General features: G+C 67.2%; 24 protein-coding genes and 2 tRNA genes. 18 read left to right on the forward strand and 8 right to left on the reverse strand.

Annotation, left to right across the window (positions count from 1 at the left end; genetic code table 11):
- The first annotated feature begins 61 nt into the window (after window positions 1-61).
- The 4 genes from F466_RS13610 (at window position 62) to F466_RS0101305 (ending at window position 2,493) form a co-directional block, all read left to right on the forward strand.
- Complete coding sequence (locus tag F466_RS13610; RefSeq protein WP_155987372.1) at window positions 62-487, forward strand: hypothetical protein; 426 nt, start codon at window positions 62-64, stop codon at window positions 485-487.
- A gap of 19 nt (window positions 488-506) precedes the next feature.
- The gene (locus tag F466_RS0101295; protein WP_018993270.1) at window positions 507-1,475 is read left to right on the forward strand and encodes a YafY family protein; all 969 of its coding nucleotides are present in this window, start codon (window positions 507-509) and stop codon (window positions 1,473-1,475) included.
- On the forward strand, window positions 1,475-2,005 hold the full coding sequence (locus F466_RS0101300) for an MOSC domain-containing protein (RefSeq protein ID WP_018993271.1): 531 nt from the start codon (window positions 1,475-1,477) through the stop codon (window positions 2,003-2,005). The genes F466_RS0101295 and F466_RS0101300 overlap by 1 nt, the downstream gene beginning before the upstream one ends.
- Before the next feature lie 74 nt (window positions 2,006-2,079).
- Window positions 2,080-2,493 (forward strand): HIRAN domain-containing protein, encoded by a 414-nt coding sequence (locus F466_RS0101305; protein WP_018139456.1) that lies wholly within the window; start codon window positions 2,080-2,082, stop codon window positions 2,491-2,493.
- 24 nt (window positions 2,494-2,517) lie between these two features.
- Here the strand turns inward: F466_RS0101305 and F466_RS0101310 are convergent, their stop codons facing one another.
- Entirely contained in the window at window positions 2,518-3,885 is a 1,368-nt protein-coding gene (locus F466_RS0101310) for an NAD-dependent succinate-semialdehyde dehydrogenase (RefSeq protein WP_018993272.1), read from the reverse strand.
- Window positions 3,886-4,284: 399 nt separating this feature from the next.
- On the opposite strand from F466_RS0101310, the gene F466_RS0101315 reads away from it, so the two are divergent.
- From F466_RS0101315 to F466_RS0101355, 9 genes are all read left to right on the forward strand, one after another.
- Window positions 4,285-5,247 (forward strand): complex I NDUFA9 subunit family protein, encoded by a 963-nt coding sequence (locus F466_RS0101315; protein ID WP_018139458.1) that lies wholly within the window; start codon window positions 4,285-4,287, stop codon window positions 5,245-5,247.
- Between the two features lie 16 nt (window positions 5,248-5,263).
- A complete protein-coding gene (locus tag F466_RS0101320) occupies window positions 5,264-6,496 on the forward strand; it encodes a multifunctional CCA addition/repair protein (RefSeq protein ID WP_018139459.1) in 1,233 nt (410 codons plus the stop codon).
- Window positions 6,497-6,629: 133 nt separating this feature from the next.
- The gene (locus tag F466_RS0101325) at window positions 6,630-7,286 is read left to right on the forward strand and encodes a protein-L-isoaspartate O-methyltransferase (RefSeq protein WP_018139460.1); all 657 of its coding nucleotides are present in this window, start codon (window positions 6,630-6,632) and stop codon (window positions 7,284-7,286) included.
- A gap of 120 nt (window positions 7,287-7,406) precedes the next feature.
- Entirely contained in the window at window positions 7,407-8,759 is a 1,353-nt protein-coding gene (locus tag F466_RS0101330; RefSeq protein ID WP_018993273.1) for a TolC family outer membrane protein, read from the forward strand.
- Window positions 8,756-9,319: an isochorismatase family protein gene (locus F466_RS0101335; protein ID WP_018993274.1), complete on the forward strand. Its 564-nt coding sequence runs from the start codon at window positions 8,756-8,758 to the stop codon at window positions 9,317-9,319. The genes F466_RS0101330 and F466_RS0101335 overlap by 4 nt, the downstream gene beginning before the upstream one ends.
- Window positions 9,320-9,349: 30 nt before the next feature.
- Window positions 9,350-9,490, forward strand: coding sequence for a hypothetical protein (locus tag F466_RS13680; RefSeq protein ID WP_196799362.1), 141 nt, complete (start codon window positions 9,350-9,352; stop codon window positions 9,488-9,490).
- Window positions 9,491-9,503: 13 nt separating this feature from the next.
- On the forward strand, window positions 9,504-10,355 hold the full coding sequence (locus F466_RS0101345; protein ID WP_018139464.1) for a hypothetical protein: 852 nt from the start codon (window positions 9,504-9,506) through the stop codon (window positions 10,353-10,355).
- Window positions 10,355-11,425 (forward strand): homoserine O-succinyltransferase, encoded by a 1,071-nt coding sequence (locus F466_RS0101350; RefSeq protein ID WP_018174970.1) that lies wholly within the window; start codon window positions 10,355-10,357, stop codon window positions 11,423-11,425. The genes F466_RS0101345 and F466_RS0101350 overlap by 1 nt, the downstream gene beginning before the upstream one ends.
- Window positions 11,426-11,577: 152 nt before the next feature.
- Complete coding sequence (locus F466_RS0101355) at window positions 11,578-12,918, forward strand: MFS transporter (protein WP_018139466.1); 1,341 nt, start codon at window positions 11,578-11,580, stop codon at window positions 12,916-12,918.
- 6 nt (window positions 12,919-12,924) lie between these two features.
- Here the strand turns inward: F466_RS0101355 and trmB are convergent, their stop codons facing one another.
- Genes trmB through thiS form a run of 3 tightly spaced genes read right to left on the reverse strand, consistent with a single transcriptional unit; the run spans window position 12,925 to window position 14,712 of the window.
- On the reverse strand, window positions 12,925-13,653 hold the full coding sequence (gene trmB / locus F466_RS0101360; RefSeq protein ID WP_018993275.1) for a tRNA (guanosine(46)-N7)-methyltransferase TrmB: 729 nt from the start codon (window positions 13,651-13,653) through the stop codon (window positions 12,925-12,927).
- 2 nt (window positions 13,654-13,655) lie between these two features.
- Entirely contained in the window at window positions 13,656-14,462 is an 807-nt protein-coding gene (locus tag F466_RS0101365) for a thiazole synthase (RefSeq protein WP_012983826.1), read from the reverse strand.
- Between the two features lie 43 nt (window positions 14,463-14,505).
- Entirely contained in the window at window positions 14,506-14,712 is a 207-nt protein-coding gene (gene thiS, locus F466_RS0101370) for a sulfur carrier protein ThiS (protein ID WP_012983827.1), read from the reverse strand.
- Window positions 14,713-14,777: 65 nt separating this feature from the next.
- On the opposite strand from thiS, the gene F466_RS0101375 reads away from it, so the two are divergent.
- From F466_RS0101375 to F466_RS0101385, 3 genes are all read left to right on the forward strand, one after another.
- Window positions 14,778-14,851, forward strand: a tRNA-Gly gene (locus F466_RS0101375).
- 84 nt (window positions 14,852-14,935) lie between these two features.
- Window positions 14,936-15,373 carry a Fur family transcriptional regulator gene (locus tag F466_RS0101380; RefSeq protein ID WP_012983828.1) on the forward strand — a complete coding sequence of 146 codons (438 nt, stop codon included), beginning with the start codon at window positions 14,936-14,938 and terminating at the stop codon, window positions 15,371-15,373.
- Window positions 15,374-15,442: 69 nt separating this feature from the next.
- Window positions 15,443-15,518: transfer RNA gene (locus F466_RS0101385), tRNA-Thr, on the forward strand.
- 43 nt (window positions 15,519-15,561) lie between these two features.
- Here the strand turns inward: F466_RS0101385 and F466_RS0101390 are convergent.
- Complete coding sequence (locus F466_RS0101390) at window positions 15,562-16,884, reverse strand: DEAD/DEAH box helicase (protein ID WP_012983829.1); 1,323 nt, start codon at window positions 16,882-16,884, stop codon at window positions 15,562-15,564.
- A 105-nt stretch (window positions 16,885-16,989) separates the two neighbouring features.
- Here F466_RS0101390 and trxA point away from each other — a divergent pair, with 105 nt between their 5' ends.
- Together trxA and rho are read left to right on the forward strand one after the other, a co-directional pair.
- The gene (gene trxA / locus F466_RS0101395) at window positions 16,990-17,316 is read left to right on the forward strand and encodes a thioredoxin TrxA (RefSeq protein WP_012983830.1); all 327 of its coding nucleotides are present in this window, start codon (window positions 16,990-16,992) and stop codon (window positions 17,314-17,316) included.
- A gap of 210 nt (window positions 17,317-17,526) precedes the next feature.
- Window positions 17,527-18,786 (forward strand): transcription termination factor Rho, encoded by a 1,260-nt coding sequence (rho, locus tag F466_RS0101400; protein ID WP_012983831.1) that lies wholly within the window; start codon window positions 17,527-17,529, stop codon window positions 18,784-18,786.
- 96 nt (window positions 18,787-18,882) lie between these two features.
- On the opposite strand, the gene F466_RS0101405 is transcribed toward rho, so the two are convergent.
- Genes F466_RS0101405 through hemW form a run of 3 tightly spaced genes read right to left on the reverse strand, consistent with a single transcriptional unit; the run spans window position 18,883 to window position 20,527 of the window.
- Window positions 18,883-19,131, reverse strand: coding sequence for a transcriptional antiterminator, Rof (locus tag F466_RS0101405; RefSeq protein ID WP_018174972.1), 249 nt, complete (start codon window positions 19,129-19,131; stop codon window positions 18,883-18,885).
- Window positions 19,128-19,322: a CPXCG motif-containing cysteine-rich protein gene (locus tag F466_RS0101410; RefSeq protein ID WP_018174973.1), complete on the reverse strand. Its 195-nt coding sequence runs from the start codon at window positions 19,320-19,322 to the stop codon at window positions 19,128-19,130. Before F466_RS0101410 ends, F466_RS0101405 begins: the two co-directional genes overlap by 4 nt.
- Window positions 19,322-20,527, reverse strand: a complete 1,206-nt coding sequence (gene hemW / locus F466_RS0101415; protein ID WP_018993277.1) for a radical SAM family heme chaperone HemW — start codon at window positions 20,525-20,527, stop codon at window positions 19,322-19,324. Before hemW ends, F466_RS0101410 begins: the two co-directional genes overlap by 1 nt.
- Window positions 20,528-20,539 lie beyond the last annotated feature (12 nt).

The raw sequence follows: 20,539 nt of genomic DNA on the forward strand, positions 1-20,539 counted from the left end.
TGCGCTGTCTTTCTTCAACCTTCAATTGCGAACGCTTCTCATTTACTTTAGGAGGTCTCGGATGTTCACACTGGATGCCTGGCTGGAACGCACCCACCCTTCGCTGCGGATCATCGACAGCGCCTCACGCCGCGTCATCGCCGAGTGGCAGGGAGAGGATCTGCACCACCTGTTCGAGTCCGGCACAGTCGCACCAGATGACTGCTGCGGACCACGCTCCCGGGAGTCCGAACATGAAACGATTCGGGAGCTCATGCTGGAAGCATGCCTGGAAGGGCTGACCGTCTGTCGGCGCAATTCGCAACGCGAAGCTTCATCGACATCGCCGTGCCCCCTTGCACAATTAACGGCCTGCGAAGACACACATCGCTCCGAACGCCGTGCACGAAACCTCCAGGTCATCGGCTCGACCGGGAGCGCTCCGACCCACCATCAAGCCCACAGCATTGCGAAAAGACCGCATTTACGCTTAGCGTTCCGAACATGACCGTCTCCCTGCTGACCCGGTGAACCGCGCCGAACGCATCTTTCATCTGCACCGCCTGCTGCAGGCGCGGCGCCCGCCGTCACTGGCGGACCTGATGGAACGGCTCGAGGTCTCGCGCGCCACCATCAAGCGCGACCTCGAGTACATGCGCGACTTCATGCAGGCGCCGATTGAGTACGACCCGCAGGCCAACGGCTACCGATATGGGCAGGACGCCCCGGCCTTCGAACTGCCGGGGCTGTGGTTCAACGAATCCGAATTGCTGGCGCTTCTGACCATGGAGCAGCTGCTGGAAGACGTGCAGCCGGGTCTGCTGGCACCCACGCTGGGTCCACTGAAGGGTCGTATCCGCGAGCTGCTCGCCAGCGGCGGGCACCAGCCGGACGCCGTGCGTCGTCGCATCCGCATCCAGCCGCTGGCGCAGCGGGGTGGGCGGAGCGAGGGCTTTCAGGCCGTGGCCGCCGCCACGCTGGACGAACAGCCAATCGCAATCGAGTACCACGGTCGCGCCCGCGACACCGCGACCCGGCGCGTCGTGCACCCGCAACGCCTGCTCTACTACCGCGACAACTGGTATCTGATCGCCTGGTGCGAGCAGGCACAGGACCTGCGCACCTTTGCCCTGGAACGCATCCGTTCGTCAGCCCCGGCCGAGGGCACCTACCGCGATATTGACGAGTCCACGCTGGATGCCCACACCGGCGCGGCCTTCGGCATCTTCACCGGTCCCGCGCAGGAATGGGCGGTGCTGCGCTTCACCCCGGAACACGCGCGTTGGGTCGCGGACGAGACCTGGCACCCGGACCAGACCGGCCACTTCGAAGGCGAGCACTACCATCTGCGAGTCCCCTTCGGGGATCCCACCGAGCTGATCCAGGAGATCCTGCGCCACGGCGCCGGGGTCGAGGTCCTGGCCCCCGAAACCCTGCGCGCCCGCGTCGCCGCCACGCTGCACGAGGCCGCTGCGCAATACCCGGCTTCGTCCTGATGCTGCGCCGCTGGCTGGCCCACCGCAAATCCACCACCGCCTCCGGCCGACTGGAGGCGATCTGGATCGCCGACCAGGCCGGCGCACCCATGTGCGAGCGCGCCGCCGTGGATGTCACCGAAGCGGGCCTGACCGGAGATCGCTACGCCACCGGACATGGCCACTGGCACACGGTGGAAGCCTGCCCCGTCACCCTCATCTGCAGCGCCGAGATGGAGCGCGCCACGCGGCGGGCGCGCCGCCTGCGCCAGCCCGCAACCCCGGTGCCCGGCGACCACCGCCGCAACCTCGTGGTCAGCGGCCTCCGACGCAGCCCGCGCGCGGGGATCCTGCGCATCGGTGCCGTGCGTTTCGCCATCACCCGGCCGCGCCCGCCCTGCGGCTGGCTCAACCAGGTGGTCGGCTACAACCTCGCGGGGGCCCTGCGCCAGGACAGCGGTATCTGCCTGCGGCCCTTGGGGCCGGGCACCATTCGGCGTGGCGACACCGTGCACTGGGAAGCCGTCCAGGGGCATTCAAGAGGTGATTAACAGGGGTGGCTCATTCTGTGAGCCACCCCCAGTGCTACAACGGACCCCAAGATCCAGACCACAGGGAGTCCGAAATGCCGAACAAGACCCAGCAGGCCCGCCCGATCCCCACCCTGCGCGGCTACTACGCCAAGCGCGGGCGCTACAGCGCCACCGCCACCACCGAGGAACTGCTGCAGACCATCCCGCTGGCCGGCTTTCGCCACCACGATGCGCCGAAGCTGTGGAACGCCCTGAAGCGCGGCCAGGCCCTGACCCTGCGCCGGGAGCGGCTGAACCCCCACGACGACAAGGCCGTCGCCATCGACTGGGTCGACCACCAACTCGGCTACCTGCCACGGGACCGCAACGGCCTGGCCGCCGAGCTGCTGGACCGCGACGAGCCCCTGGTGGCCCGCATCCTGGAAAAGCGTGATCACGCCGACCGCCACAGCCGCCTGGAACTCGGCCTGTACCGCGCCCGCCCCCGGAGCGCCCCCGCGCACTAGAGGACGCTCCTGGCCAGGGTGGTGCTATCCCACCCAGATCGTCTTGGCGTTCTGGAACTCCCGGATGCCAAGTTCGGAGAGTTCGCGGCCGTAGCCCGAGTCCTTGACCCCACCGAAGGGCAGGCGCGGGTCGCTCTTGACGATGCCGTTGACGAAGGCGCAGCCGCATTCCAGGCGCCGGGCCAGGACCTCGCCACGTACCGGGTCGGCGGTCCAGACACTGCCGCCCAGACCGAAACGCGAACGATTGGCGAGCGTGATCGCGTGATCCGCGTTGCGTGCGCGGGTCACCGCGGCGACCGGGCCAAAGGTCTCCTCGTCGAAGGCGGGCATACCCGGTTCGACCGCGTCCAGCAGCGTGGGCGGGTAGAAGTAGCCCGCCCGCTCGAGCGGCGCGCCGCCGGTAACCAGCCGCGCGCCGGCGGCGACACTGCGCCGGACCTGGTCGTGCAGCTCGTCACGCAGGTCGTCGCGCGCCAGCGGCCCGATATTCGTGTCATCGCTCATCGGGTCGCCGATTACCAGCGCCTCGATGGCCGCCCGGAATCGCTCGACAAAGGCGTCCGCAATCGATTCCTCGACGATGAAGCGCTTGGCGGCGATGCAGGTCTCGCCGTTGTTCTGAAAACGCCCGCGCACCGCCTGCTCGACGGTGTGGTCGAGATCGGCGTCCGCCAGCACGACGAAGGCATCCGAGCCGCCCAGCTCCAGCACCGAGGTCTTGAGCGCCTTGCCGGCAGCCGCGCCCACCGCGCGCCCGGCCCTTTCCGATCCCGTCAGGCTCACGCCCTGCACGCGGGTATCGGCAATAATGCCCTCTACCGCGCCCGACCCGACCGGCAGGTTCTGGAACACGCCCTCGGGCAGGCCCGCCTCGGTGAACACACGTTCCAGGTGCTCGGCACAGCCCGGGACATTGGAGGCGTGCTTGAGCAGCACGGTGTTGCCGGCAAGGGTCGCCGGGAGCGCCTGGCGAAAGGCCTGCCAGTAGGGGAAGTTCCAGGGCATGACCAGAAGAACGGTACCCAGTGGCTGCCAGGCGATGAACGAACGGCTCGCGTCGGAGGCGATCATCGTGTCCTGGAGAAAGTCCGGACCGCGGTCGGCGTAGTAATCGCAGGCATTCGCACACTTGTCGACCTCGGCACGCGCCTCGACCAGGCGCTTGCCCATCTCCTGCGTGGCAGTGCGCGCCAGCGCCTCGCGCTGATCACGCAGCACGGCAGCCAGATCGCGCAGGCACTGGGCCCGTACCGAAGCCGGATGCGCCGCCCAGTCCTGCTGGGCGCTGGCCGCCCGCGCCAGCGCGGCCTCCAGGGCCTCGGGACCCATCCGCGGGTACCGGGCCAGTGTTTCGCCAGTGGCGGGATTGATGGCAGTCAGGTCGGTCATGTCGAGGCCTCGGAATGAACAAGGGAAACACTGATCAATGTACACGCTCGCGCTCGAGTCCCTTTTGCGTGCGAACAAGGCGCGGTGACTGCCGTGCAGTCATTCTGCACAGGGGAACCGCAACGCAGTTCCCACGCCCGTTTTTGATAACAACGGGCGGCCGAGCCCCTTCGGGGTTGGCTCCCCAGGTTCTCCCATCCTGCATTGCGGCCCGAATCCGTCAATAACGGGCCGGTAGAACCACTACCGGCTGCGCACCGCGCCTTGTCTCGGAAAACCTGGGGTACCAACGCGCGTGTGTACATTGATCAGTGTTTCCCTGACGGAACCCGGTTTGAAGATTGACAGTCACCCGAGTATAAGACCAGCCCCACTGGCTTTCGGAAGGACCTTGGGACCATGTCGATTGATTCGATTCGCTCTGTCTGCCTCCTCGGCGGCACCGGCTTTGTCGGCCACCAGATCATCCGCCGCCTGATCGATCGCGGTATCCGCGTGCGCGTGCTGTCGCGGCGCCCGCACCGCCACCGTGACCTGCTGGTGAACCCCGAGGTCGATCTGGTCGAGGGCAGCGCCCACGACCCGGCCACGCTGGAGCGCGTCTTTGCGGGGCAGGACGCGGTGATCAACCTGGTCGGCATCCTGAACGAGCGCGGCCGCAACGGCTCGGGCTTTCGCGCCGCGCATGTGGAACTGACGCAGAAGGCCCTGGCGGCCGCCGAAAGCTGCGGAGTGCGCCGCTTCCTGCAGATGAGCGCGCTGAAGGCCGACATGGAGAACCCGCCCAGCCACTACCTGCGCACCAAGGGCGAGGCTGAACAGCTGGTATTCGCCTGCGATGCGTTCCCGGTCACGGTGTTTCGTCCGTCGGTGATCTTCGGGCGCGACGACTCCTTCCTGAACCGCTTCGCCACCCTGCTGAAGATCTCGCCGTTCATGCCGCTGGCAAGGGCGGACGCGGAGTTCGCGCCCGTCTACGTGGGCGATGTCGCCGAGCATTTCGTGGATGCCCTGGAGGATCCGGAGACCTTCGGCGAAGGCTTTGAGCTGTGCGGTCCGCAGACCTACAGCCTGGAAGAGCTGGTGCGCTATGTCGGCCGCCTGATCGGCCACCGCCGCCCGGTCATCGCGCTCCCCGACTGGGCCGGAAAGCTGCAGGCCAGCGTGTTCGAGTTCGTGCCCGGCAAGCCGCTGTCGCGCGACAACTTCGCCTCGCTGACCATCGACAGCGTCTGCGAAGGTGAGTCCCGTCTGCCCTGCCCGACGCGCCTCGAGGCGATCGCCCCGGAGTACCTCGGTGGCGGCATCGAGGCACGCAAGCAGGCCCTGCGCACCCATACCCGCGAGGTCGACCGCGGCTAGCGGCCGCGCGGGCGCCATGCAGACCTATCTCGTCGGGGGCGCGGTGCGCGACCGGCTGCTGGGGCGCCCGGTGCATGAACGCGACTACGTGGTGGTGGGCTCCACGCCCGAGGCCATGGAGGCTGCCGGCTTCCGCCCGGTGGGGCGGGATTTCCCGGTCTTTCTGCACCCCGAGACGCACGAGGAATATGCGCTGGCGCGCACCGAGCGCAAGACCGCGCGCGGCTACCACGGCTTCCAGTTCAATGCCTCGCCCGAGGTCACGCTGGAGGCCGACCTCGAACGGCGTGACCTGACCATCAACGCGATGGCGGAGGACGCCGACGGCCATCTGATCGACTGCTACAACGGCCAGGCCGACCTCGAGGCGCGCCTGCTGCGTCACGTCTCGCCCGCCTTCGCCGAGGACCCGGTGCGACTGCTGCGCGTGGCCCGCTTTGCCGCACAACTGGAGCCATGGGGCTTTCGGGTCGCCGATGACACGCGGGAGCTGATGCGCGAGCTGGTCACCTCCGGCGAGGTCGATGCGCTGGTACCGGAGCGCGTCTGGGCCGAGTGCGAAAAGGCCCTGAAGAGCCCGGCCCCGCGCCGCTTCATCGAGGTGCTGCGCGAGGCCGGGGCGCTGGCCCGCCTGTTCCCCGAGATCGAATGCCTGTTCGGCGTCCCGCAGCCGGCGCGCTACCACCCGGAGATCGATACCGGCGTGCATACCCTGATGGTGCTGGACCAGGCCACCCGCCTGTCCGAGTCCCCGGAGGTCCGCTTCGCTGCGCTGGTCCACGACCTCGGCAAGGGCAACACCGACCCCGAGATCCTGCCCAGCCACCACGGCCACGAGGAGCGCGGGGTCGTACTGATCCGCGCACTGGCCGAGCGCCTGCGCATCCCCAACCGCTACCGCGAACTGGCCGTGCGGGTCGCGCGCTATCACGGACTGGTGCACCGGGTCTTCGAGCTGCGCCCGAAGACGGTGATGAAACTCGTAGACGGGCTCGATGCCCTGCGCCGGCCGGACAACGTCGAGCCCTTCCTGCTCGCGGTGGAGGCAGATTTTCGCGGGCGCACCGGCTGGCAGGACAAGCCCTATCCCCAGGCCGATGCGGTGCGCCGCGCCGTGGCGGCCGCGCAGGGGGTCGACGTCCAGACCCTGATGGCCGAGGGGCACAAGGGCAAGGCCCTCGGCGAGGCCCTGGAGCGTGCGCGTATCCGGGCGATCGAGGATGCCCTCCACACCGCCCCGAACCCGTAGGAGGCCAGCCCTCTGGCCGATCGGCTGTCGGTCCGGGCCCATCGGCCAGAGGGCTGGCCTCCTACAGCAACTTGCCTGGACGAGCGTGCGAACGTACTCTTTCGCCGCTATTGACGTACTCGAGGACTCCGCGATGGATTTCGCCCTGGCCCGGATGAACATGGTTGAACAGCAGGTCCGTCCCTGGGACGTGCTGGACATGCGTGTACTGGACGTGATGGAAACGCTTCCACGCGAACGCTTCATGCCGGACGCCTACAAGGCCCTGGCGTACGCCGACTCCGAAATCCCGCTCGGCCATGGCGCGCACACCCTGCCACCGGTGGTGATCGGCCGCCTGCTGCAGGCCGCCGCGGCGCAGCCGACCGAGACGGTGCTGGAGATCGGTACCGGCTCCGGCTATGTCACCGCCTGCCTGGCACGCCTGGCCGCGCACGTCGACTCCATCGAGCGCATTGACGAACTGCGCCTGAATGCGCGCAATACGCTGGTCGACTTGGGGCTGGAGAACGCCAGCCTGCGCACCGCCACCGTGACCCCCGAGTGGGCTCCGCCGCGCGAGCGCTATGACGTGATCGTGCTGACCGGCGCGATGACCGAATACAACGACTTCCTCGAACGCTACCTGACCCTGGGTGGCCGGCTGTTCGTGATCACCGGTGACGGCCCGATCATGCAGGCCAACCTGATTACCCGCACCACCGAGGACAGCGTCCGCCACGACGTGCTGTTCGAGACGCGTGTGGAGCCGCTGGTCGGTTTCGAACCGAAACCCGCGTTCGAATTCTGACTTCCCACCCCCGGCCGTCCGCCCGCCGGGGTCTCCATCGCAGAAACACGGGTCCGCGTGCACATTGCCCGGTGTTTCCCTACGATGGAGCTTTCCCTGTCTATTCAGGAAGCCGCGCCCATGAACCGGTCCGTCAAACGTATTTTTTCCACGCTGGCGACTGCCGGCATCGCCCTGCTGGTGGCCAGTCCGGCCCCGGCCGCCAGCCTGCTGGAGGTCTACGAACGCGCCGCCACGGAAGACGCCGAGCTGCGCGCGGCCAAGGCCGAGTACCGCAGCGTGCTCGAGAACCGTCCGATCGCGCGCTCCGCGTTCCTGCCGCAGATCACCGGCGAGGCCGAGGCCGGCGCCTTCTACAACAACTATCGCAACCAGGACAGCTTCGACGGACGCCAGACCAGCTTTGGCGTATCGCTGATGCAGAGCCTCTACGACCGCCGCAATTTCATTGAACTGACCCAGGCCGATCTCGAGATTGCGCGCGCGGAGGCCGAGCTGGACGCCGCCCGCCAGGACCTGATCCTGCGGGTATCCGAGGCCTACTTCGATGTACTGGTTGCCCAAGAGACACTGGCCTTTCGCGAGGCGGAGCTCGAGGCCATCGGCCGCCAGCTGGAACAGACCGAGCGCCGCTTCGAGGTGGGCCTGATCGCCAGCACCGACGTGAAAGAGGCCCAGGCCCAGCGCGACATCGCCGAGGCCGAACGCATCGCCGCGGAGAACCAGCTGGACGTGGCGCGCGAACAACTCGCGGTAATCACCAATACGTACTGGGACGAACTCGACGTGCTGCGCGAGGATGCCGAACTGACCCCGCCAGAACCGGCCGATGCCCAGGCATGGGTCGATATCGCGCTGGAAAATAACCTGGAGCTGGCTGCCCAGCGTCTGACCACCGAGACCGCCCGCGAGCAGATCCAGCGTCAGCGCGCCGAGGGCCAGCCAAGGCTGAACCTGAACGCCTCGGTCAGCGAAAACCGTTTCCACGGTATCGATGACGGCGGCGCTGGCGCGCAGGGCGTGGGGCCCCTGTTCAACGAAGGCACCGAGGCCCAGGTGGGCGTGCGCCTGGAGGTGCCGTTCTATACCGGCGGGCGCGTGAGCGCGCTGACCCGCCAGGCCCGCGAGGACTTCCAGGCCGCACAGGAAGGCCAGTCGCTCGTTGAACGCCGCACCACCCAGGACACGCGCAATGCCTATCTGTCGGTGATCGCGAACAGCTCGCGCGTGCGCGCCCTGGAGCAGGCACTGATCTCCACCCAGGCCGCCTTCGAGTCGGCGGAAGCCGGGTTCGAGGTCGGCACGCGTACCCAGGTCGACGTGCTGCTGGCCCTGCGCGAGGTGTTCCGCGCCGAGCGTGACTACGCCGAGGCCCGCTACGGCTTCCTGACCGACTCGCTGCGCCTGCAGCGCGCCGCCGGCCGCCTGAGCGTCGCGGACCTGGAGTCGATCAACCAGCTGCTGGAGCGATGACCGTCGATCCACGCGCCCGCTGCGACCGTGCCCGTTCCCGCCTGGTCCTGATTGACCTGCAGGAGCGGCTGCTGGCCGCAATGCCGGACAGCGAACGCGATGCGGTGGAACGCCACACCGCACGGCTCGTCGAGGCCGCGCGCAAGCTGGACATCCCGATCGAGGTCTCGCGCCAGTATCCGAAGGGGCTGGGCGAGGTGACCGCGAGCCTGCAGCAGGCACTGGACGGACATGGCACGCTGACCGACAAGACGGCCTTCTCCTGCTGCGCGGAAGACGACCTCCACGCGCGCCTGACTGGCGGCGACCAGATCATCCTGACCGGCGCCGAGACGCATATCTGCGTCACTCAGACGGCTCTGGAACTGCTGGACGCAGGTGTTACCGTATTCGTCGTCGAGGACGCCGTCTGCTCGCGCGACGCCACGCGCAAGCGCAACGGACTGGAGCGACTGCGCGCGGCGGGCGCGATCATCACGAACCACGAATCGGTACTGTTCGAGTGGCTGCGCGACGCGGCCGACCCGCAGTTCCGCGAGCTCAGTCAACTGATCCGCTAACGATAGACGGGGAGAAACGCAGGGATGCGCATGCTAGGAAACATTCTGCTGGGCGCGTGGCTGATCCTGTTCGGCCTGCGCGGCCTGCTGGGGCTGCAGTTTCAGTACGACCACTATGTGATCAGCGGTCTGGCCGTGATCGCGGGTATCCTGTTCATCCTGCGACGTTAAACGAAACCCGGACATGCGCCTTTCGCCCGAAGAATACCGCCAACTGGACCATCGCCGGATCACCCTGCTAGGGATGTCCGGTGTCGGCAAGACGCGCCTGTCCAACATGCTCCGACGCGAGGAGTGGTTCCACTACTCGGGTGACTACCGCATCGGCACGCGCTACCTGAGCGAACCGATCCTGGACAACATCAAGGCCCAGGCGATGGCCGTGCCGTTTCTGCGCGACCTGCTGCGCTCGGACTCGATCCAGATCATCAACAACATCACGGTGGACAACCTGCACCCGGTCGCGAGCTTCCTCGGCAAGCTCGGCAACCCGGAACAGGGCGGCCTGCCGCTGACCGAGTTCAAGCGCCGCCAGAACCTGCACCACGAGTCCGAGGTGCAGGCGATGCTCGACGTGCCGGACTTCATCCACAAGTCGCAGACGCTGTTCGGCTATCCGCATTTCGTCAACGACGCCGGCGGCTCGGTCTGCGAACTGGACAGCCCCGGCGTCCTGGAGACCCTCGCCGAGCACACGCTGATCCTCTACATCAAGGCGACTGACGAAGACGAGCGCCAGCTGATCGAGCGCGCGGAACGCGACCCGAAGCCGCTGTACTACCGCGAGGCCTTCCTCGACCAGCAGCTTGCCGAGTACATGCGCGACGAGGGGCTGGACTATGTCGCCCAGATCGACCCGGACGCCTTTGTGCGCTGGGTGTTCTCGCGCCTGTTCCGCGCGCGCCTGCCACGCTACGAGGCAATCGCGGAGGCACACGGCTACACCATCAGCACCACCGAGCTCGCGCAGGTCCGCAACGCCGCGGACTTCGACGACCTGGTGTGCATGGCCCTGGAACGGGAGGCACGCCTCTAATGCCTCTCGTTGCCCACTCCGACCTGCCCACCTTCGCCCGCCTGAAGAGCGAGGGCGAGACCGTACTGCCCAGCGACTTCGCCCAGCAGCAGGAGATCCGCGCGCTGCACATCGGGCTGCTGAACATGATGCCGGACGCCGCCCTGGCGGCCACCGAGCGCCAGTTCTTCCGCCTGATCGGCGAGAGCAACCAGATCGCGCAGTTCTACATCCACCCCTTCACCCTGCCGCAACTCAAGCGCGGGCCGAAGGGGCGCGATCACATCAAGCACTACTACGAGGACTTCGAGGATCTGAAGAAGGATGGCCTCGACGCGCTGATCATCACCGGGGCCAACGTGACCCAGCCCGATCTGGCGCTGGAGCCGTTCTGGGAGCCCCTGGCGGAGGTGGTCGACTGGGCCTGGGACAACGTGACCTCCACGCTGTGCTCCTGCCTTGCCACCCACGCCGTACTGCAGGCCCGCTACGGCGAGCATCGCGTGCACATGGGCGAGAAGCTGTGGGGCGTGTTCCCGCATCGCGTGGTGGACCGCGGCCACCCGCTGGTCACCGGCGTGAACACGCGTTTCGACGTGCCACACTCGCGCTACAACGACGTCTCGCGCGAGCAGTTCGAGCGCCACGGCCTGCGTGTACTGGTGGAGAGCGAGCAGTCCGGCATCCATCTGGGTGCATCACCGGATGGTTTCCGCATGGTCTTCTTCCAGGGGCATCCGGAGTACGACTCGATCAGCCTGCTCAAGGAGTACAAGCGCGAGGTCGTGCGCTACATCCAGGGCGAACGCGAGAGCTATCCGCCCCTGCCGGAGAACTACCTGCTGCCGCAGGCGGCGGCGATCCTCGACGAGCACCGCGAGCATGTGCAGGTCGCGGTCGAGCACTGCACCGAGATCCCGGCACTGCCGGAGGCACTGCTGCTCGACCGCCTGGACAACACCTGGCACGACACCGCACTGGCGGTGATGAACAACTGGCTGGGCAACGTCTACCAGCTGACGAACCTCGACCGGCGCAAGCCGTTTCGCGACAGCGTCGACCCGAACGACCCGCTCGCCGGGCGGCGCTAATCCGGCCCTGCCCCTCATGGCGAGGAGGTGACGAGGCAGCCTCCTGACGATGGCAGGGCCGCGGGGCCGGTTGTTTCGAGAATCGATGGATTCGTCGCTTCGCTCCTCGCAATGACAGCGCGGGGGGGATCTCCTCGTAACCAGGGATACCGATGGCCGAGACTGATTCGGAAAAGCTGCCGCGTCCGATCCTGCACCTGTACGAGACCATCGCCGGGGAAGAGGACGCGCGCGTCTGCAAGGACATCCCGGAGGATGCCTGCCGCGCGCAGCCGGTCAATTTCTTCGTCCACCTGGTCTCCAACACGCTGAGCAAGATTGGCGACGAGCTGGCCTCGGCGCGGCTGGTACTGGCCTGGCTGCTGGGGGCGCTGGGCGCCCCGGCCGCGTTTGCCGGCTTCCTCGTCCCGATCCGCGAATCGGGCTCGCTGCTCCCGCAGCTGTTCGTCGCCGCCTCCATTCGCCGCCGCGCCATCCGCAAGGGGTTCTGGATCCTGGGCTCGGTCCTCTCCGGGCTGGCGGTCGCCGGGATGGCGATCGTCGCCCTGACCCTGGAGGGCGCGGCGGCGGGCTGGGCGATCCTCGGGCTGCTGACCGTGTTCGCGCTGGCGCGCGGGATCAATTCGGTGGCCGCGAAGGACGTGCTCGGCAAGACGATTGCCAAGCAGCGCCGCGGCACCGTGATGGGCTATGCCGCCTCGCTGGCCGGCTTCTTCACGCTGGGGCTGGGGGTCTATCTGACCCTGGCGAACCTCGAGGATGCCGGTATTGGCATATTCGTCGCCCTGTTGGCCGCCTCCGCCGGCGCCTGGTGGGTGGCGGCCGCGACCTTTACGCGCCTGCACGAGGCCCCGGGCTCCACCGAGGGCGGCGGCAACGCGATCACCCAGGCGTTGTCCTCGGTACGCCTGCTGTGGACCGACCGCGCGTTCGGGCACTTCGTGTTCACCCGCGCGCTGCTGATGAGCACGGCCCTGGCGCTGCCGTTCTATGTGCTGCTGGCGGAGGATGCGACCTCGGGGGATCTGGGCACGCTTGGGCTGCTGATCCTGGCCAGCGGGCTGGCCTCGGCGGTCAGCGCCCCGGTCTGGGGACGCCTGTCCGATCGTTCCTCCCGCTGGGTACTGATTCTCTCGGGCCTGCTGGCCGCAGGGCTCGGCATCCTGGTCGCCCTGGGTGTCTGGTTCGCGCCGGTGGATACCGATTCGGCGCTGGTGCCGGGCGGGGTCGTCTACGCGCTGCTGTTCTTCCTGCTGGGGGTCAGCCATGCCGGCGTGCGGCTGGGGCGCAAGACCTATCTGGTGGACATGGCCACCGAGAAGACCCGCGCCGCGTTCACCGCCGTCAGCAATACCGTGATCGGCGCGCTGCTGCTCGTGGGCGGGCTGTTCGGGCTGCTGGCCCAGCTCGCGGGCACCGAGGTCGCGATTTTCGTGCTCGCCCTGATGAGCCTGGCCGGCGCGGTCAGCGCCTGGTGGATGGGCGAGGCCTGAGGCCCGTCAGGCCTCGGCGTCGGTGCGCCTGTAGAGGAGATCGGCCACCGCGTGGCCGCGCCGCTCGCCGCGCCGCTCGAACTTGGTCACCGGGCGTTCCGGCAGCCGCCCCGGGGCCGGCACCGGGCCATCCGGCTCGAACCACGGCGCGCATTCTTCCAGTACCGCCATCATGTGCTCGGCGTATTCGGCCCAGTCGGTCGCCAGGTGCAGCCGCCCGCTCGGGCGCATACGCGAGGCCAGCAGGCGCACGAACGGTGGCTGGATCAGACGGCGCTTGTGGTGGCGCTTCTTGTGCCAGGGGTCGGGGAAATACACCTGCACCCCGTCCAGGGCCGCCGGCGCGATGTAGTGCTCCAGCAGTTCCACGGCGTCGTGGTCGGAGACGCGCACGTTGGTCAGACCGCGCTGCTCCACCTCGCGCAGCAGGTGACCCACGCCCGGGCGATGGACCTCGGTGCCGATGTAATCGCGCCCCGGGTTCTGCGCCGCCTGCTCGGCCAGGCTCTCGCCGTCGCCAAAGCCGATCTCCAGCGTGACCGGCGCCTCGCGGCCGAAGACGGCCGCCAGGTCCAGCGGTGCCGCGGGCTCCGGCAGCGCGAGCCCGAAGCGCGGCAACAGCTCGTCCAGCGCACGCTGCTGGCCCGGCGTCAGCCGCCCCTCGCGGCGCACGAAACTGCGGATACGCCGGTAAAAGGGCTTGTCGTCGGAGGCAGAATCAGCAGACTCACTCATGCTCAGCTGAAGAACAGGCCGGTCTGCGGCGAGGAGGCCGAGGCGTAGCGGCGCGGCGCCATGCGCCCGGCACGGTAGGCCTGACGCCCGGCGATGATCGCGTGACGCATGGCCGAGGCCATCATCACCGGGTCCTCGGCAGCCGCGATGGCGGTATTCATCAGCACCCCGTCGCAGCCCAGCTCCATCGCGATTGCGGCATCCGAGGCCGTGCCGACGCCGGCATCGACCAGCACCGGAACGTTGGCGTTTTCGACGATCTCGCGGATGTTGTAGCGGTTCTGGATACCCAGCCCGGAGCCGATCGGGGCGGCCAGCGGCATGATCGCCAGACAGCCGATCTCTTCCAGGCGCTTCGCCAGCAGCGGATCGTCGGTGGTGTAGACCATCACATCGAAGCCCTCGGCGACCAGGGTCTCGGCGGCCTTCACGGTCTCGAAGACATCCGGGTACAAGGTCTTCTCGTCGCCCAGGACCTCCAGCTTCACCAGGTTGTGCCCGTCCAGCAGCTCGCGCGCCAGGCGGCAGGTACGGATCGCGTCATCGGCGGTAAAGCAGCCGGCCGTGTTCGGCAGCAGCGTGTAGCGCTCCGGCGAGATCACGTCCAGCAGGTTGGGCTCGTCCGGGTTCTGGCCGATGTTGGTGCGGCGGATCGCGACCGTGACGATCTCCGCCCCGCTGGCCTCAATGGCATCACGGGTCTGATCGAGATCGCGGTACTTGCCTGTGCCCACCAGCAGACGGGAGGTGAACTCGCGTGAACCCACGCGGAAGAGGTCGTCGGCAGACGCGGCGGCCGATTCGGTCATGGTGATTCCTTCGTTGAAAGTAGTTACGGACGGCGACTCGGACTCAACCGCCCCCAATCGCCTGCACGATCTCCACGCGATCGCCGGGATGCAACGGGTGCGCGGCGTGCTCGCTGCGCGGTACCAGCTCCTCGTTGACCTCCACTGCCAGGCGGCGACCGCCCAGGCCACGCGCCTCGATCAGCGCAGCCAGGGTGGCCTCGCCATCTTCGGGGAGTTCGAAGGGTTCGCCGTTCAGCTGAATCTGCATAGTTCTTCGACTGGTCAATTTGCCGTTGAGCCGGAGGCCAACAAGACCTACAATCGCCGACTCAAGCGGGTGTAGTTCAATGGTAGAACGGGAGCTTCCCAAGCTCTTAATGTGGGTTCGATTCCCATCACCCGCTCCATTCTATCAGAGGCTTGCGCCTCCGGACCCCCATCGGACTGACGTGATCTGGACGCGATCCAGCAGCTGTTATATTGTCCGGAATATGTCTGCTACATCTGACAATCCGAATCTGCTGGACGTCGACGACGCCCGCGCGTTGCTGCGCGAACACACGATCTCTCCGACGGAGCAGCGCGTGGAGATTGCACGCGTAATGTTCGCGCGTCATCAGCACCTGAGCGCCGAACAAATCCTCGGCCGCCTGGTGCAGCATTCGTCGCGCGTCTCCAAGGCCACGGTCTACAACACGCTCAAGCTGTTCGCAGAGAAGGGCCTGGTGCGCGAGGTCGTGATCGACCCGACCAAGCTTTTCTACGACTCCAACCTGAATCCGCACCACCACCTGTTCCACACCGACACCGGCGAGCTGGAAGACGTCGATCCCGCACGGGTCGATATCTCGCACCTGCCCCCGCTGCCGGAAGGCAAAGAGCTGCTGGGTGTGGACGTGATTATTCGGGTCAGCGAGCGCACGGCCTGATCCGGAACCCGCGCCGCCGGTCGCGCGGGATTGTTGTCGAGCCCCACCCCCGCTATTATGGCGCGCTTCGCCGACGTAGCTCAGTTGGTAGAGCAATCGATTCGTAATCGATAGGTCGCAGGTTCGACTCCTGCCGTCGGCACCATTTCCCCCTCCCTGCTCCCTCTTGCGCCTGTTCGCAGAACGGCTCAGGAGCCTTTTGGCTTGCCGCCCCCGCTGCGATGGCGGTGCCCGCCGCCGCCCGACGGTTTACCCGATCCGCGCGCACCGCCACGTCCACCGCCGCCGCGCCGGTCGTCGCGCGGCTTGCGCGGGCGCGGCTTGGGGCGCACCGGGTCGCTGAACAGGGCTGCGGGGTCCACGGTCTCCGTGGGGATCCGTTCGCCGAGATAGGACTCGATGTCCGGCAGGTAGAACGCGGAGTCCTCGCAGCCGAAGCTGATGGCGTCGCCCTCGGCCCCGGCGCGTGCCGTGCGCCCGATGCGGTGCACGTAGTCCTCGCCCGACTGCGGCAGATCGAAGTTGAACACGTGGGTCACGGCCGGGATGTGCAGTCCGCGCGCCGCGACATCGGTCGCCACCAGAAAGGCGTACTCGCCTGCGGTGAAGCGCTCCAGCAGGCTCGAGCGCTTGTTCTGCGGCACATCACCCGAGAGCAGCGCGGCCTTCTGCCCGTTCACGTTCAGCCAGTCGCAGACCTTCTCTGCCCCGTGCTTGGTGTTCACGAACACGATGGCCCGCTCCGGCTTGAGATCGCGCGCCAGCCCCAGCAGCAGCGGGATTTTTTCCTCGTTCGCCGGGTAGTAGATCACCTGGCGCACGCGATCCGCGGTCAGGGTCTCGGCCTCGACCTGGACCTTTTCCGGGTTGCTCATGTGCTCGTAGGCCAGCTCCATCACGCGCAGCGACAGCGTGGCCGAGAACAGCATGGACAGCCGCTCGCTGGCCGGCGCGCAGCGACGCATCAGGAAACGCACGTCCTTGATGAAACCGAGATCGAACATGCGATCGGCCTCGTCCAGCACCACCACCTCGGTGTGCCCGAGCCCGAACACCTTCTGCTTGAAGTAGTCGATGATCCGGCCCGGCGTACCAATCAGGATGTCGGCCCCGGCCTCCAGCTGCTCGCGCTGGCTGTCGTAACCGGTACCACCATAGGCCAGCGCCAGCTTGAGCCCGGTTTCGCGCCCCAGCATCTCGGCATCCTTGTGGATCTGGATGGCGAGTTCACGCGTCGGGGCGACGATCAGGGCGCGCACATCGGTCGCCCGGCGATCGGGCGCGGGCGCCTGGCGCAGCAGACGGTTGAAGGTGGCGATCAGAAAGGCCGCGGTCTTGCCCGTACCGGTCTGCGCCTGCCCGGCGACATCCCGCCCGGCCAGCGCAATGGGCAGGGTCAGCGCCTGGATCGGCGTGCAGGTCTCGAAACCGGTGGCGCGGATGCCCGCCTGTACGGCCTCGGGCAGATCGAGCTGGTCGAAGCGGGGCGTTTCCTGCGCGGGATCGGTCATGTGAATCCTCTATTACTTGAACTGTCTGGCGATCATCGTCGATAGTAAGAGCCGTGCAGCCGGCGTTGCGGGCTGTTCCCCCAACCCAAGTGATGAGGGCTCGGAGTGAGCGACAAAATTGTGTACACGTCAGACGCCGGTTTCGACGAAGACGTCCTGAAGGCGGATCAGCCAGTCCTGGTGGACTACTGGGCCGAGTGGTGCGGGCCCTGCAAGATGATCGCCCCCATTCTGGATGAAATCGCCGAAGAATACGCCGGCAAGGTCAAAGTCGCCAAGCTGAACATCGACGAGAACCCGTCCACGCCGCCGAAGTACGGCATTCGCGGGATCCCGACGCTGATGCTGTTCAAGAATGGCGATGTCGAAGCCACCAAGGTCGGCGCATTGTCCAAGTCGCAGCTGACCGCTTTCCTGGACCAGCACCTCTGATCCGGCATACCCCGGGGTCGCATGCGGCCCCGGGGTTGCAGTACCAAAAAAACGACGCCACCAGGCCTTGCCCCAAGCGGGCGCGTCGCTTACCATCGGTTCAGTTCAGGCGGTCGCCAGACCGCAACCTGCCCCCGATACTCAATCCAAGGCAAGCCGAGCGGCCATCCCCGGTCGCCGATCATCCACGTTGAACACAGCACCCCACGAATGAACCTGACCGAACTGAAGCGGATGTCCGCTGCCGATCTCGTCGCCTTTGCAGAAGAAAAAGGCATCGACAACATGTCCCGCGCCCGCAAGCAGGAGATCATCTTTGCCCTGCTGAAGGCCCATGCCAAAAGCGGTGAAGCCATCTACGGTGACGGAGTCCTGGAGATCCTCTCCGACGGCTTCGGATTCCTGCGCAGCGCCGACAGCTCCTATCAGGCCGGGCCGGACGACGTGTACGTCTCCCCCAGCCAGATTCGACGCTTCGGGCTGCGTACCGGCGACACCATCGCCGGCAAGATCCGCCCGCCCAAGGACAACGAGCGCTACTTCGCGCTGCTGAAGGTCTCGGAGATCAACTTCGAACCACCGGAGAATGCCCGGCACAAGGTGCTGTTCGAGAACCTCACGCCGCTGCACCCCTCCAAGCGCATGCGCATGGAGCGCGGCAACGGCTCCACCGAGGACATCACCGCCCGCGTCATCGACATCGTGGCGCCGTTCGGCAAGGGCCAGCGTGGCCTGATCGTCTCCCCGCCCAAGGCGGGCAAGACGCTGATGCTGCAGAACATCGCCCAGAGCATCGCGACCAACTACCCCGAGTGCTACCTGATCGTGCTGCTGATCGACGAGCGCCCGGAGGAAGTCACCGAGATGGACCGCATGGTCCAGGGCGAAGTGGTCTCGTCGACCTTCGACGAACCGGCCCAGCGCCATGTGCAGGTCGCCGAGATGGTGATCGAGAAGGCCAAGCGCCTGGTCGAGCACAAGCGCGACGTGGTGATCCTGCTGGACTCCATTACCCGCCTGGCGCGCGCCTACAACACCGTCGCCCCCAGCTCCGGCAAGGTGCTGACCGGCGGCGTGGACGCCAACGCCCTGCACCGTCCGAAGCGCTTCTTCGGTGCCGCGCGCAACGTGGAGGAAGGCGGCAGCCTGACCATCCTCGCCACCGCGCTGGTCGAGACCGGCTCGAAGATGGACGAGGTGATCTACGAGGAGTTCAAGGGCACCGGCAACATGGAAGTGCACCTGGAGCGCCGCATCGCCGAGAAGCGCATCTACCCGGCGATCAACGTGAACCGCTCCGGCACCCGCCGCGAAGAACTGCTGACCGCGCCGGACGAGCTGCAAAAGCTCTGGATCCTGCGCAAGTTCCTGCACGGGATGGACGACATCGAGGCGATGGAATTCCTGCTCGGTCGCATGCAGTCCTCGAAGACCAACTCCGAGTTCTTCGACCAGATGAAGCGCAGCTGACGCGAAGCGGGCCCCGCGCCCGCCTCCCGTCATCGCGAGCGCCAGCGCAGCGATCTCCAGGGGCGGGCCAGGCGCTCGCCGTGCAAGGACGGCGTATCAGCCGGGCACCGGCTCGAAGCTGACCAGGCGGTCCAGCCGCCACCACTGCCGCCGACCCTCGGCGTCACGCAGGATCAGATACTCGGCCCCGCGCCGCGTGCGCAGATCCAGCGGCCGCACCACCGCAATCCGATCCATTTCGCCCCGGCGCCAGTGGGTGCGCAGGTGTTGCCCGCGCAGGATCGCCAGTTCCAGTTCGGAGTAGCGCTCGCAGGCAATCGGCGTGTACGGCGGGGTCACACTCATCCCCCCTCCCGAATGGCCTCCACCTGCGGGATCTCGGCGTCCGGGGACTCGACGCGCCGAAACACGATGGGGGCGCAGCACACGGCGCAGTCCTCGATCCATTCCTGGTCCGCACTGACCATGTCCACCGTCGTCTCGCCCGGTTCGCCACACCAGGGGCAGGTAAAGCCGACAAACTCCACCGGTCGCATCACCGCACCTCCTCCGGGCCCGCTATGACCCGGGCCCCGGCTGTCACACCCGCCATGTCTTCCGGCAAAAACCGCTCCAGAATGTCATTGAGAAAGGCCAGGCCACGTTCGGTCGGCTGCAGGCGCTGCGGATCGGACACCAGCAGACCCTCTGCCCGTAGCGTGCCCAGCGCCGGTTCCAGCGTAGTCAGGTCCAGGCCGCAGCGCTCCTCGAAGCAATGCGCGGGCACTCCCTCCACCAGACGCAACGCGTTGAGCATGAACTCGAACGGCAGCTCGGCCTCGGGGACCGCCTGGTCGCGGTGCTGGTCGGGCGTTTCCAGGTAGGCCGCGGGCTGGCGCGGCTTGGTCCGCCGCAACACCCGCCCTTGGGACGGCAGTGTCAGCTTGCCATGGGCCCCGGCCCCGATGCCAAGGTAGTCGCCGAACGTCCAGTAGTTGCGGTTGTGCCGGCATTCCCGCCCCCTCGTGGCGTACGCGGAAACCTCGTATCGAGTATAGCCAGCCGCAGCCAGCACACATTGTCCTTGTGTGAACAATTCCTCGATCGTGGAATCCGGTGGCAATACCGGGGGCCGGGCTGCGAAATAGGTGTTGGGCTCCAGGGTCAGCTGATACCAGGAGATGTGCTCGGGTCCCTGATCGACCGCGGCCTGGAGGTCCGACAGCCCAGCCTCGACAGACTGCTGCGGCAGGCCGAACATCAGATCCAGGTTGATGTTGTCGAACCCGGCGCCGCGGGCATGCTCGACCGCGGCATGGGCCTCGGCCCCGCCGTGGATGCGCCCCAGTCGCTCGAGCATGGCGTCGTCGAAGCTCTGGATACCCAGCGACAGCCGGTTGACCCCGGCCTCGCGGTAGCCATGGAAGTATGCGCGATCTGCGGTTCCGGGGTTGGCCTCCAGCGTGATCTCGGCATCCGGGCGCAGGGGCAGCCGCGCACGCAGACCGGAGAGCAGGTCCGCCATTGCCTCGGGCGGGAACAGGCTGGGGGTCCCGCCGCCGATGAACACGCTGTCCACGCGCCGCCCCCAGACATCCGGGAGCTGCGACTCGAGGTCGCGCATCAGCGCCTCGACATACGCGTCGAACGGGGCCTCGCCCCGCGGCTCGTGGGAGTTGAAGTCGCAGTACGGGCATTTGCGCACGCACCAGGGCAGGTGCACATACAAAGCCAGGGGCAACGGGGTGGCGAATACGCTCATCCCGCGAGCATA

Origin of the sequence: Thioalkalivibrio sp. ALgr1 (genome assembly GCF_000378285.1) — a bacterium.
In the GTDB taxonomy this organism is placed as follows: Bacteria; Pseudomonadota; Gammaproteobacteria; order Ectothiorhodospirales; family Ectothiorhodospiraceae; genus Thioalkalivibrio.